We start from the raw sequence: 12,590 nt of genomic DNA, 5'->3' as shown, positions 1-12,590 counted from the left end.
ACTCGGTGACACCCGCAGCGGCAACCGGCTGGAAAAGGCTGCTACGGGAGGTCTATCGCCGCGCCTCCGTCGAGGGGGAGGTGATTGACTACCCCGCGCCGGCGCCGTTGGAGGGGCTGTGGCAGCGCCCGGATCTGGCGGGCGTATTTATGTGCGGCCTGCCGTTTGCGCTCGGGCTGTTTCCGGTCGTGGCGGTCGCCGCGCCGGTTCCGCTGCATTCGCTGGGCGACGGCCCCGGCAGCTATCGCAGCCGTTTGATCGTCGCCCGTCACGCGCCCTACCGGCAATTGCCGGAGACCTTCGGCCGGCGGCTGGCCTTTACCAACCGCGAGTCGTACTCCGGCTACCATGCCCTGCGCTTTCACCTGCTGCCCTACCGGCAACCGGGCGGGAAAGGGTTATATCGCCAGACGGTCGGCCCGCTGATTACCCCGCGCCGCGTGGTGGAAGCCATCGCCAACGGCCTGGCCGATATCGGCCCGGTGGACAGCTATGCCTTTGATCTGCTGGCGCACGATGCGCCTGAACTGATGGAAAAAGTTCGGGTAATCGACCACACCGCTCCCGCCCCGATGCCTTTACTGGTGGCCTCGGCCTCGCTGCCGCCCGCCGCGCTGGCCAGCCTGCAACGCGCCTTTGTCGACTTGTCCTCCGACAGCGGAACCGCCCCGCTGCTTGCCGCGCTGCAGCTGCAAGGCTTCAACGTACCCGACCCGCAGGACTACCAGCTGCTGGCGCAGCGCGCCGCCGCCGCTGAACGGGCGGGCTGTGCGCATTTACGCTGAGATGGGGAAAGGGCGGCGCGAGGGGGTAATAAACGGGGCGGATAAAAACCACCTTACCGGCTAAAGCCGGTAATATTATATTTAACGCCTTAAGCGGGTAAATATTGATTTAACGGCTATAGCGTGTAATTATGTTTTTACCTGCTAAAACCGGTACGAACCACTATGAAAGTGACAAACACCCGGCAGCTTAGTGCCTATATGAAAGATGTCAGAGTCACGCAAAAGCTCTCTCAGGGAAAGGTGGCCGGCAAGGTCGGCATCCGACAGGACACGGTATCAAGCTTCGAGCAGCATCCGGATTCAACCAAGCTGGAGACCTTCTTTAAGATCCTCTCGGCGTTGAATTTAGAACTGGATATCAAGCCGAGAAGCGATAAAGAGCACGATAGTGCAGACCGGGTATGGAAGGAAGAGTGGTAATGGCCTCCCTGGATGTCTATATGGTTGGTGTATTTAGCAAAACGCTCCTCAGTTGCGCAATGCATTGATAAAAGTATGCGTGCGCAGGTTCTGCGGATGGCGGAATACCTGTTCCGGCGTGCCCTGCTCAACGATACGGCCGTGCTCGGTAAATACCACGCGATCGCTGACTTCCTGGGCGAAGCGCATTTCATGGGTGACCAGGATGCTGGTCATGCCTTCGCCGATCAGCTCGCGGATCACCGCCAGCACTTCGCCTACGGTTTCCGGGTCCAGCGCCGACGTCACTTCATCGAACAGCACCAGTTCCGGGTCCATCGCCAGGGTACGCGCAATGGCCACCCGTTGCTGCTGGCCGCCGGAAAGCTCGCCGGGATAGCTATGGGCTTTGTTTTCCAGCCGCACGCGCGCCAGCAGCGCCATGGCTCGGGCTTTCACCCGCTCTTTGGGCTGACGCAGAATACGAATGGGGGCAATCATCAGGTTTTCCAGCACCGTAAGATGCGGGAACAGATTGTATTGCTGGAAAACAAAACCAATGCGTTTACGTAATGCGATGCGCTCGCTCTCATTTTTCAGCTGATGCACGCCGGTATCCCCGATGAAGATCTCTCCCCGGTGCGGCGTCACCAAGCCGTTGATACAGCGCAGGATCGATGACTTTCCCGAGCCAGAAGGGCCGATGATGGTCAGGGCTTCCCCCTGGGAAACCTGTAGATCGATGCCCTGCAGCACCGGGGTGTCCCCCAGCGTCAGATGCACGTCATTAATTCTCACCAGGGTCCGGGCGGCGTTCGCCTGCGGTATCTCCCGGACGGGTATAGGCACAGACACCATAAAGCACTCTCCCGTATATAAGCAGAGTCATTAAAAGCAAAATAGAGTTAAAAGCTAAATACTTAATCCGCCTTTTATTAGTCTTAAATTAAATATACCCGTCATATTTCGGGCTACAGGCGGCTGGAATTTACTTTATTCATCAAGCGCAATTCCATAGCTTTTATATTTATTTGTGAGGGGAAATCGATTGTTACGAGAATAGGGATTCGCCGTTATTCAGGAATGAGATGATGAGTGCCACCCCGTTCGATGCCCGTCCGCTGTTTCGCGCCGGTCTGCCCGCTCCCACGCCAGTCTGGCGGGGCCTGGCGGACTTTACCTTTGATGCCGGACACAACGCGCCGGAACTGATCCCGCTGGAAGCGCTGGCCGAGGCGGCGCAGCAAGCGATTCTGCGCGAGGGGCGCAGTCTGGCGATTTACAATCAGGGCCACGGGCCGCAGGGAAATGAGAATCTGCGCCGCTTTGTCGGCCGCAAGCTGGCGACGCGCGGCATTACGGCGGATATCGACGATATTCTGATCACCTCCGGTTCCGGGCCGGCGCTCGATCTGGTGAACAACCTGCTTCTGGAGCCGGGAGACACCGTACTGGTGGAAGCCTTCTCTTACGCCGGGGCGTTGCGGAAACTACGCGGCCGCCAGGTGAATATCGTCGCTATTCCGCTGGATGACGAAGGGATACGCATCGATGCGCTGGCGACCATCCTCGCGGAGCTGGCGCAAAGCGGCGTGACGCCGAAGTTTATCTACACCATCCCGACCGTGCAGAATCCTACCGGGGCGATCCTCGGGCTGGAGCGCCGTCACCGGTTGCTGGAGCTGGCCGCGCGCTACCGTACCCTGATCGTTGAAGACGAATGCTACGCCGACATCGTCTGGCGGGGGAATGAAGCGCCGCCGGCGCTGTATGCGCTGAGCCCGCAGCAGGTAATTCACGTCGGTTCCTTTTCCAAAACGCTGGCGCCGGCGGTGCGCGTGGCTTATCTCAGCGCGGTTCCGGCCATTCTGCGCCAGCTGGTGCCGCTGAAAACGGACGGCGGCACCGGCGCCCTCGATCAGATCATCGTCGCCGAATATTTTTCCACCCATTTTGATGCCCACATTACGCGCCTGCGCGACACCCTGGCGCGCAAACTGGAAGTGCTGGCGTCGGCGGTGCGACAGGAACTGGGCGATAGCGTCAGGCTATGGCTGCCGAAAGGCGGGATTTTTCTGTGGCTGGCCCTCCCCGAGGGCGTGGACACCCGCGACCTGGTGGAACCGGCCGCCGCCGTCGGCGTGGCGTTTAATCCCGGTCCCGACTGGGCGGTTGACGGCGAAGCGGCGAAAAACTGGCTGCGCCTCTGTTTCGCCCTGGAGAGCGACGAGCAGATCCGCACGGGGATTGCCCGGCTGGCCGACGTGCTGCGCCAGCATCTCTGAAATCCACCGGGCTATGGCGACGTTAAGGAATTGGCATGTCTGTACCGGATGTAAGTAGTAAACCCCGGCTGGCGGTGGATGTCGGCGGTACCTTTACCGATGTCGTGCTGCTGGATGGCGATACATCGTTTACCACCAAAGTGCTGACCACCACGAGCTCTCCTGAACGCGGAGTGCTGGACGGCACGCAGGAAGTATTGCGGCGCGCCGGCCGCGAGCCGGCGGATGTCGGGCTGGTTATTCTCGGCACCACCCTGGCGACCAATGCGCTGATCGAACGCAAGGGCGCGCGCACCGCGCTGATTACCACGCAGGGATTCCGCGACCTGGTGGAAATCGGACTTGAAGACCGGTTTGCCCAGTACGATATCTTTTTGCATAAGCCGAGTCCGCTGGTGGCAAGGCGGTGGCGTTTCGGCATCGCCGAGCGGATCGACGCCCGGGGTCATATCCTGACGCCGCTGGATGAAGCGGCGGTGCACCAGCTGGCGCAGACGCTAAAGCGCGAAGAGATCGATAGCGTCGCCATCGTCTATTTGCAGAGTTTCACCAATCCCGCGCATGAGCGGCGCACGGCGGAAATCCTGCGTCAGTGGCTGCCGGACCTGGCGATCACTCTTTCCAGCGATGTCTGCCCGGAAATCCGCGAATATGAACGCCTGTCCACCGCCTGCGCCAATGCCTACGTACAGCCGCTGGTGGCGGGCTATCTGACGCGGCTGGAGCAGATTCTCTCCGCCAAGGGGCTGAACGCCCCGCTGTTTTTAATGACCTCCGGCGGCGGGATCACCACGCTGGCAACCGGGATCGACCAGCCGGTGCGGCTGGTGGAGTCCGGCCCGGCCGGCGGCGCCATTCTGACCCGCTTGACCGGCGAACAGCTACAGACGCCGCAGGTGCTGTCGTTCGATATGGGCGGCACCACCGCCAAAATTTGTTTTATCGACGACTACCAGCCGCAGATTTCCCGCAGTTTCGAATTTGGCCGGGTGCACCGTTACCAGAAGGGATCCGGCCTGCCGGTGAGGATCCCGGTGATCGAAATGGTGGAGATCGGCGCGGGCGGCGGATCGATCGCCCGCATCGATACCCTGGGCCGGGTGCAGGTCGGCCCCGACAGCGCCGGCTCGCAGCCCGGCCCGGTAAGTTACCAGCTGGGCGGCACGCAGGTCACCATTACCGATGCCAATGTGCGGCTCGGCATTATCGATCCCGCCACCTTCGCGCAGGGAAAAATCACCCTTAATCCCCAACTGGCCGCTCAGGCGATCGCGCAGCAAATCGGTGAGCCGCTGTCGCTGAACACCGATCTCGCGGCGCTGGCGGTCACGGAAATCGTGGCGGAAAACATGGCCAATGCGGCGCGGGTGCACGCCACCGAGCTGGGCAAGCAGGTGGAGAACTACACCCTGGTGGCCTTTGGCGGCGCCGCGCCGCTGCACGCCGCCCGGCTGGCGCGCAAGCTGGGGATCAGGCGCGTGGTGATCCCGCACTCCGCCGGGGTGGGGTCGGCGCTCGGCTTTTTGTCGGCGCCGATCGCCTATCAGGCGGTGCGCAGCTTCTACCAGCGGCTGGCGCGGCTCGACCAGCAGGCGGTGGAGACCCTGTTGCGCGATCTGGAAAATCAGGCGCGCGACATCGTCCGCCAGGCCAGCGGCGACGATGCGCCGTTATCCCTGCGGCGCATCGTCTACCTACGCTATGCCGGTCAGGGGCATGAAGTCCCGGTCGAGCTGCCGCAAGGCCCGCTGACGGCGGCGGCGGTCGATGAGCTGCAACGGCGCTTTACCGCCGTCTATCGCCAGCTGTACGGCCGCAGCCTGGATCACGTGGCGGTGGAGGCCATCAGTTGGACGGTCACGGTCAGTACGCTGAGCGCCCCGGTCGCCGGGCGCCCGGAGACGAGGCCGCACGACGTGCTGGCCCCGGACGAGAACGGCGAACGGCGTGAGGTATTGCTGGCGAATCAGTCCGCGCGTCTTCAGGCGCCGGTATTTGCCCGCCGCGATCTGCCGCCGCGGACGGCCGTCCGCGGACCCGCCCTGATCGCCGAAGCGGAAACCACCACCGTGGTGGAGAGCGGCTTTATCGCCTGGCTGACGGCCGAAGGGCATCTGTTGCTGGAAGAAGAGCAAACCGGAGGAGCGCAGCCATGAGTCTGAGCACGATCCAGTATCAGGTGATATGGAATCGCCTGATCGCCGTGGTGGAAGAGCAGGCGCAGACGCTGATCCGCACGGCGTTCGGCACCTCGACCCGTGAAGCGGGCGATCTGTCCGCCGGCGTATTTCTGCCTGACGGCCGGATGATCGCCCAGGCGGTCACCGGTACGCCGGGGCACGTCAACTCCATGGCCGAGTCGGTAAAACACTTTCTGCGCCAGTTTCCGCTGTCCGATATGGCGCCGGGCGACGTGTTCCTGACCAACGATCCGTGGAAAGGCACCGGCCATTTGTACGACATCACCATGGTAACGCCGGTCTTCCACCGGGGGCAAAGCGTGGCGCTGTTCGCCTCGACGCTGCACGTGGTGGACATCGGCGGGCTGGGACCGGGGCCCGACGGTCACCAGATCTACCATGAAGGCCTGTTCCTGCCGATTTTGCGCTTTATCCAGGCCGGCAGGCTGGATAATACGGTACTGCGGATTATTAAAGCCAACGTGCGCGAACCCGAGCAGGTGGAAGGGGATATTCTGGCGCTGGTGGCCTGTAACGAGGTGGGCGGACGCCGGCTCACCGCCATGCTGGATGAATTCTCGCTGAGCGATCTGCACGCGGCGGGGGAGCATATTCTCACCCATTCCCGCCAGGCGATGCTGGCCGCCGTGCGCCAGTGGCCGGCGGGGCGCTGGCAGTCGGAGATGTGGATTGACGGCTATGACGCGCCGATCCTGCTGCGCGCGGCGCTGACCCTTAGCGAACAGGGCATCGAGATCGATTTTGACGGCACCTCGCCGTTTGTCGCCAAAGGGATCAACGTGGTCAAGGCCTATACCGACGCCTACAGCTCATTTGGCGTGCGCTGCCTTATCGGCTCCGAGGTGCCCAACAACGCCGGTTCGCTGGAGGTGATAACCGTCAAGGCGCCGGAGGGATCGATACTCAACGCGCCTTATCCCGCCGCGGTAACCTCGCGTCATATCGTCGGCCAGATGCTGCCGGATGTGATCTTTGGCTGCCTGCGCCAGGCGAAACCCAATGCGGTTCCCGCCGAAGGCGCTTCCTGCCTGTGGAATATCCAACTGTCCGGCGGCCATGTGCTGCCCGGTTTCGACGCCGGCAGCTTTCTGCGGCAACCCCGTTTTTCCATCACCAGCTTTTCCACCGGCGGCACCGGCGCCCGGCCGGGCATCGACGGCCTCTCCACCACCTCGTTTCCCAGCGGGGTGCGTAACGTCTCGGTGGAGATCCTTGAATCCATCAGCCCGGTGGTGTTCTGGCGCAAAGAGTACCGCCCGGATTCCGGCGGCGCCGGACATTTTCGCGGCGGCCTGGGACAGGTGATTGAGCTATCCCACGGCGGCGGGGCGCCGATGGCGCTGGGGGCGGCCTGGGATCGCATCGCCTTCCCGGCGCGCGGGGCGGAAGGAGGACGCAACGGCGCCGGCGGGCGGGTCAGCCTGGGATCGGGGCAGCCGCTGTCGGGCAAAGGGCAGCAAATTATCCCGCCCGGCGAACGCCTGGTGGTGGAAACGCCCGGCGGCGGCGGGCTGGGCGAACCGTCGACCCGCGACCGGGCCGCCGTGCGCCAGGATATCGACAATCAATTAGTGACGCCTGACGCCGCCCGTACGCTGTACGGCTATACCGTTCAGGATTAACCAGCACAGGAGCTTTTATGTTGCGTTTAGCGGGGCTGCGGCCAGTGATGGCCGCGACGTTTTTACTACTGCTGACCGGTACCGGGCAGGCAGCCGATGTTCAACCGCAGCGCGGCGGCACGCTGACGCTGGTGATTAACTATGAGCCCCCGGCGCTGGTGGCGCTGACCACGGTGGCGACGCCGGCGCTGAGCGTCAGCGCCAAGGTAACCGAAGGGCTGCTCAGCTACGATTACGACCTGAACCCGCAGCCGCAGCTGGCGACCGCCTGGGAAATCAGCCCCGACGGTACGCGCTATACGTTTCATCTGCGCCAGGGGGTGAAATGGCACGACGGTCGGGATTTCACCTCGGCCGACGTCGCCTGGTCCATCGATCTGCTGAAGAAGGTGCACCCACGCGGCTCAAGCACCTTTGCCAATGTCACCGCCATCGAGACGCCGGATCCCCACACGGCGGTGATTGTGCTGTCGAAGCCCGCGCCCTATTTGATCAAGGCGTTTGCGGCGGCGGAGTCGCCCATTGTCCCGCGTCACCTGTACGAGGGCAAAGATCCGCTGACCAATCCGCACAACGGCGCGCCGATAGGCACCGGCCCCTATGTGTTCGACCAGTGGGTGCGCGGCAGCCACGTGCTGTATAAGCGTAACCCCCATTACTGGCAGCCTGGGCGGCCTTACCTCGATCAACTGGTGGTGAAGTTTATCCCGGACGCCGCCGCGCGTTCGCTGGCGTTTGAAACCAACGCCGCCGATCTGGGCTACCGTTCTCCGGTGGCGCTAAGCGATATCGCGCGGCTGAAGGCGTTGCCGCAGCTGGGGTTTGAAACCAAGGGCAATAGCTATTCCTATAATGTATCGTCGTTGCAGTTCAATCTGGACGATGAACATTTCCGCGATCTGCGCGTCAGGCAGGCGGTGGCGCACGCCGTCAATCGCGATATCGTTTTGCAGGTGGCCTACTTCGGTCTGGGCAAAGTCAGCTCCTCCCCGATTGCCCCCGGCATCACCGAGTATCACGACGCCGTTCCGTCCCCCTATGCCTTTGATATCGAAAAGGCTAACGCGCTGCTGGATGAGGCGGGCTACCGGCGCGGCGCCGACGGGGTTCGTTTCAAAGTGGCCCTCGACTATAACCCGATAGCGGAAGATCTGCGCAAAACGGCGGAATACCTGCGTTCGTCGCTGGCCAAAATCGGTATCGGCGTCACGCTGCGCTCCCAGGACCTGTCCACCTTTGTGCGCCGGGTTTATACCGACCGCGATTTCGCCTTTACCGTTAACGGACACAGCAATCTGTTCGATCCGACCGTCGGCGTGCAGCGTATTTACTGGTCGAAGAACTTCCGCAAAGGGGTGCCGTTCTCTAATGCCTCGCACTATCACAATCCCGAGGTGGATCGGTTACTGGAAACGGCGCAGACGGAGAACGATCCGGCGCGGCGCGTGCAGCAATTCCAACGCTTCCAGCAGATTGTCGGGCAGGAACTGCCGGACGTCAGCCTGGTATCGCCCGAATTTATCACCATTTATAACCGCCGGGTGCACGACCACTCGGTCACCGCCGACGGCGTGGAGGGCAATCTGGCGGAGGTGTGGCTGGCCAAACCCTAGCGGCCGGCAGGCTTTATCGCTTTACCTTTCAGCTAATTATAACGACAGGAGTAAGACCATGGCATCTGCAGAAACCAAAGTCATACAGCGCCAGCAGGCGGTCACCGCCGCGCTGACCGATATCCGCGCCATTCTGGCGCAGGGGGAACTGTCGCGGGTTATTGTCGATCGGGTGGCTCATCGTCTGGCGCAGCTCGCCGCACGGCATGAGCTATTCGGTCCGGAGGATTTTCCCCCGCCGTCGGAAACGGTGGAAACGTCAACCCGCTACCGGCTGAACAGCGAGGATGGCGATGACGATCTGGCGCTCTACCTCAATTCGCTGTTGCCCGGCAAGAGCACTCTGCCCCACAACCACACCACCTGGGCGGCGATCGCCGCCGTCGAGGGCGATGAGCTGAATCGGATTTACCAGCGTCTGGATGACGGCGGCCAGCCCGATCGGGCCGATCTGCAACTGGTGCGCGAAGTGGTGGTGCGGCCCGGCGAGCCGCTCGCTTTCCTGCCGGACGATATCCACAGCATTCATGTCGCCGGCGACCGGCCGATCCGCCATTTACACCTGTACGGCCAGCCGCTGGAAACGCTGGTGCGGCGGGTGGCCATCGATCCGCAAACCGGCAAGGTGACCAACTACAACGCCACGCAGATGAAACCCTCTGAAAATCGGGCATAAGGCGCAGATGAAACCAAAGACACAATGGCGGGCGGATACGCAGCTGGTTCATGGCGGCGCGCCCGCTCTCGCCTCTCCCGGCGCCGGGCCGGTCAATGTCCCGGTGGTGCGTACCAGCACCGTGCGGTTCGATAGCGTCGGGACGATGGCGCAATATAATCAGCGCCGCCGTGACGGAGAGCGTATCGCCGGCTATGGCCGTCACGGGCTGGATACCCATCAGGCGCTGGAAGAGGCGGTCACGCAGCTGGAGGGGGGCTATCGTTCCTGGCTGACGCCGTCCGGCCTGTCGGCGATCTCCCTGGTTTTTATCGCCCTGTGCCAACCGGGCGATCACGTGCTGGTCGCCGATAGCGTCTATTCGCCGGTACGACAGCTCGATCGTACGTTGCTGGCCCGCTACGGCGTGACGCTGGACTATTTTTCGCCGCAGCGCGACGACCTGTCCGCGCTGATCCGCCCCAATACGCGCCTGCTCTATCTGGAATCGCCGGGTTCGCTGCTGTTCGAGGTGACGGATTTTCCGGCTATCGCGGCGCTGGCGCGTGAGCGCGGCGTGCTGGTGGTCGCCGATAATACCTGGAGCGGCGGCTATTTCTTCCAGCCGCTGCGCCACGGCGCCCATATTACGCTACAGGCCGCCACCAAATATCTCGCGGGCCATTCGGACGTGATGCAGGGCGTGGTTACGGTCGACGGACCGGAGCTGGCGGCGCGCATCGGCGCCAGTTGGGATGCGCTGGGGCTGACGGTGGGCGCGGATGATGCGTATTTGACGCTGCGCGGCATACGGACGCTGGGGGTGCGTTTGCGCCAGCATCAGAGCAACGCGCTGCGCATCGCCGCGCATCTGCAACGGCACCCGGAGGTCAGCCGGGTGTTTTATCCGGCGCTGCCCGACGACCCCGGCCATCCGCTCTGGCGGCGGGATTTCAGCGGCGCCAACGGGCTGCTGTCGTTCGCCTTTCGCCGCGCCGACGCGCAATTCGCCGCCGACTTTGTGGATGCGCTGACGCTGTTCGCCATCGGCGCCTCCTGGGGCGGCTATGAAAGTCTGGCGCTGATTGCCGAGCCCTCCCGCCTGGCCGAACACGTCGCCTGGCGCGACGCCGGTGCGACGGAACAGCCGGTGGTGAGGCTGCATGTGGGGCTGGAGGACTGGCGGGATCTGGCGCAGGATATTGATGCGGCGTTTCGTCTGGCTGACGGCGAAACGCCGTAATAGGCCGATCACGGCAGGTTAAAGCGCAGTTCGCCGCCCGGTCGCTCCAGCTGCCGCACCAGGCCGATTTCCCAGTCCAGATAGTCCCGGAACAGCCGATCGCGCCGGGCCGGGTCGCTGACGCTATAGCCGTTGTGCTGCCGGTCTTCCTCGGCGGTCAGAATGTGTTCATCGCCGCTTTCCACCGGCAAACCGGCGGCGAACCACGCCTGATTGCCGCCCGCCAGCGCCGCGGCGCTGATGGCGTAGCGCTGTAGCTCGCCGGCGATCAGGCCGGCCAGCACGCCGTCATTAGAGGTCAGCACCCACTGGCGCCCATCGTCCGCCGCGGCCAGCTTCGGCAGCCATTCCGTCAGGCGATGCGGAGCGATAAAGCGCGCGCCGGCGATATGCCGGCGAATAAAGCGCAGGCTATCATCCACGTCAATAACCTGCGCCGCCTGCCGCTCCAGCAGTTGGCTGAGCTGCCGGGGCGAAATTTCCGTTGCCGGCGTCAGCGCGCCATCGCGCAGGACGTGCGGCGTTGACGGCCCCTGTTCCCGCTCGTCATCCGCACCAGGCTCATAGAGAAAGATCTCAAACCCGCCCAGCCGCCGCAGCCACGCGGCGGTATGGCGGGCGCGAACGCCGTCCCAGTCCGCCAGCACAATGCGCGCGCCGCGCGCCGCGGCGAAACGGTCGGTCGCCTGAACCAGCTGACCGCCCGGCGCCCAGCGGAAACCGGGCAGATGGCCGGCCTGATATTCGTCGTGCGTGCGGGTATCGAACTGATACAGCGTACGTTCGGCATCGGCGCGCAGAGCGGCCAGCGCCGGCGCGTCGAGAGTCGCGATCCCGGCCCGTTGCGCCAGTCGGCGCGCCTGTTCGCGGGCGGCGCTCAGGTTTTCGGCGCCCGGTTGCGGCAGCGCGGTCCGCCGCCCCTGCTCCAGCGGCAGGTCCGCCAGCAGCCAGGCCATGGTGCCGTTGGTCAAGGCGACGACCGGATTGGGCAGGCCGCCGTCGATCAGCGTCTGCGCGCCGACAATGCTGCGCGTGCGTCCGGCGCAGTTCACCACCACCAGCGTCCGCGCATCGGGCGCCAGCTCCCGGATACGGTAAGGCAGTTCGCCATTGGGAATATTGTGGGCGCCCGGCAGGCTGAAATTGGCGAACTCTTCCGGCGTACGCCCATCGACGATCACCAGCTTTTCGCCGCCCGCCTGGCGCCGGCGCAGCTCCTCCACCGAAATGTTCGGCGTATGGGCCTCTACCTCAATGACTTCGCCCAGCGCTTTGCTGGGAACGTTCTCATCAATAAAGATCTCCAGCCCGGCGGCCTGCCAGGCCAGGGTTCCGCCGCTCAGCAGCGCCAGATTGCCATAGCCGAGACGCTCGAGGCGCCGGGCGGCCTCTTCCAGCAGGGAACCGTCTTCGTCAATCAGCACGATGCGCGTTGCGCGACGCGGCACCAAATCGCCAATCAGCAGCCCCAGTCGCCACAGCGGCGCATTAGCGGCCAGCAGCAGATGGCCGCGGGTATATAACCCATGCTCCCGGACGTCGATCAGGGCAATTTCCGTGGCGGCATCGAGCGCGTCGCGCAGTTGCCGGGGAGTGAGCGACTGCGGCAGAGGCCGGTCAGAGGAGGATATAGACATCGGGTTTCCTTAATTACGTGAATTGAACATCGGAGCGGTAATCTTTCGAGCGGCGCGGCGATAAATTAATGTTATTTTAATGTCATTAATTATTAGCTAAATAGTAAACAGAACCGCTATTCTCCGCATAAATAAAAAGAGCGGTCA

The 12,590-nt window shown here is 63.3% G+C and carries 10 protein-coding genes; 8 read left to right on the top strand and 2 right to left on the bottom strand.

The window, feature by feature from the left end; translation table 11 throughout:
• Positions 1-5: 5 nt before the first annotated feature.
• On the top strand, positions 6-785 hold the full coding sequence (locus tag DDT56_RS00450) for a phosphate/phosphite/phosphonate ABC transporter substrate-binding protein (protein ID WP_168197540.1): 780 nt from the start codon (positions 6-8) through the stop codon (positions 783-785).
• Between the two features lie 165 nt (positions 786-950).
• Positions 951-1,208, top strand: coding sequence for a helix-turn-helix domain-containing protein (locus DDT56_RS00445; RefSeq protein ID WP_136164556.1), 258 nt, complete (start codon positions 951-953; stop codon positions 1,206-1,208).
• A gap of 48 nt (positions 1,209-1,256) precedes the next feature.
• On the opposite strand, the gene DDT56_RS00440 is transcribed toward DDT56_RS00445, so the two are convergent.
• Positions 1,257-2,045 (bottom strand): amino acid ABC transporter ATP-binding protein, encoded by a 789-nt coding sequence (locus DDT56_RS00440; protein ID WP_136164555.1) that lies wholly within the window; start codon positions 2,043-2,045, stop codon positions 1,257-1,259.
• Positions 2,046-2,275: 230 nt separating this feature from the next.
• Here DDT56_RS00440 and DDT56_RS00435 point away from each other — a divergent pair, with 230 nt between their 5' ends.
• The 6 genes from DDT56_RS00435 to metC are packed head-to-tail and all read left to right on the top strand — an operon-like array spanning position 2,276 to position 10,806.
• Complete coding sequence (locus DDT56_RS00435) at positions 2,276-3,472, top strand: aminotransferase-like domain-containing protein (protein ID WP_136164554.1); 1,197 nt, start codon at positions 2,276-2,278, stop codon at positions 3,470-3,472.
• Between the two features lie 35 nt (positions 3,473-3,507).
• Complete coding sequence (locus DDT56_RS00430) at positions 3,508-5,628, top strand: hydantoinase/oxoprolinase family protein (RefSeq protein WP_136164553.1); 2,121 nt, start codon at positions 3,508-3,510, stop codon at positions 5,626-5,628.
• On the top strand, positions 5,625-7,295 hold the full coding sequence (locus DDT56_RS00425) for a hydantoinase B/oxoprolinase family protein (RefSeq protein ID WP_136164552.1): 1,671 nt from the start codon (positions 5,625-5,627) through the stop codon (positions 7,293-7,295). Before DDT56_RS00430 ends, DDT56_RS00425 begins: the two co-directional genes overlap by 4 nt.
• A gap of 17 nt (positions 7,296-7,312) precedes the next feature.
• Entirely contained in the window at positions 7,313-8,908 is a 1,596-nt protein-coding gene (locus tag DDT56_RS00420) for an ABC transporter substrate-binding protein (protein ID WP_136164551.1), read from the top strand.
• A gap of 58 nt (positions 8,909-8,966) precedes the next feature.
• A complete protein-coding gene (locus DDT56_RS00415; protein ID WP_136164550.1) occupies positions 8,967-9,584 on the top strand; it encodes a cysteine dioxygenase family protein in 618 nt (205 codons plus the stop codon).
• 7 nt (positions 9,585-9,591) lie between these two features.
• Positions 9,592-10,806, top strand: a complete 1,215-nt coding sequence (gene metC, locus DDT56_RS00410; protein ID WP_136164549.1) for a cystathionine beta-lyase — start codon at positions 9,592-9,594, stop codon at positions 10,804-10,806.
• 8 nt (positions 10,807-10,814) lie between these two features.
• On the opposite strand, the gene DDT56_RS00405 is transcribed toward metC, so the two are convergent.
• Positions 10,815-12,443, bottom strand: coding sequence for a rhodanese-like domain-containing protein (locus DDT56_RS00405; RefSeq protein WP_136164548.1), 1,629 nt, complete (start codon positions 12,441-12,443; stop codon positions 10,815-10,817).
• Positions 12,444-12,590: the final 147 nt, after the last annotated feature.

The organism is Brenneria corticis (assembly GCF_003115855.1).
Classification (GTDB): domain Bacteria; phylum Pseudomonadota; class Gammaproteobacteria; order Enterobacterales; family Enterobacteriaceae; genus Brenneria; species Brenneria corticis.
The sequence above is the reverse complement of the archived record's forward strand: the minus strand, read 5'-3'. Positions and strand labels throughout refer to the sequence as shown.

Excerpts from the sequence above, each read along its gene's own strand:
- DDT56_RS00420 (WP_136164551.1), top strand. The coding sequence starts at position 7,313 with ATGTTGCGTTTAGCGGGGCTGCGGCCAGTGATGGCCGCGACGTTTTTA.
- DDT56_RS00405 (WP_136164548.1), bottom strand. The coding sequence starts at position 12,443 with ATGTCTATATCCTCCTCTGACCGGCCTCTGCCGCAGTCGCTCACTCCC.
- DDT56_RS00445 (WP_136164556.1), top strand. The coding sequence starts at position 951 with ATGAAAGTGACAAACACCCGGCAGCTTAGTGCCTATATGAAAGATGTC.
- DDT56_RS00440 (WP_136164555.1), bottom strand. The coding sequence starts at position 2,045 with ATGGTGTCTGTGCCTATACCCGTCCGGGAGATACCGCAGGCGAACGCC.
- DDT56_RS00435 (WP_136164554.1), top strand. The coding sequence starts at position 2,276 with ATGATGAGTGCCACCCCGTTCGATGCCCGTCCGCTGTTTCGCGCCGGT.
- DDT56_RS00415 (WP_136164550.1), top strand. The coding sequence starts at position 8,967 with ATGGCATCTGCAGAAACCAAAGTCATACAGCGCCAGCAGGCGGTCACC.
- DDT56_RS00430 (WP_136164553.1), top strand. The coding sequence starts at position 3,508 with ATGTCTGTACCGGATGTAAGTAGTAAACCCCGGCTGGCGGTGGATGTC.
- DDT56_RS00425 (WP_136164552.1), top strand. The coding sequence starts at position 5,625 with ATGAGTCTGAGCACGATCCAGTATCAGGTGATATGGAATCGCCTGATC.
- metC (WP_136164549.1), top strand. The coding sequence starts at position 9,592 with ATGAAACCAAAGACACAATGGCGGGCGGATACGCAGCTGGTTCATGGC.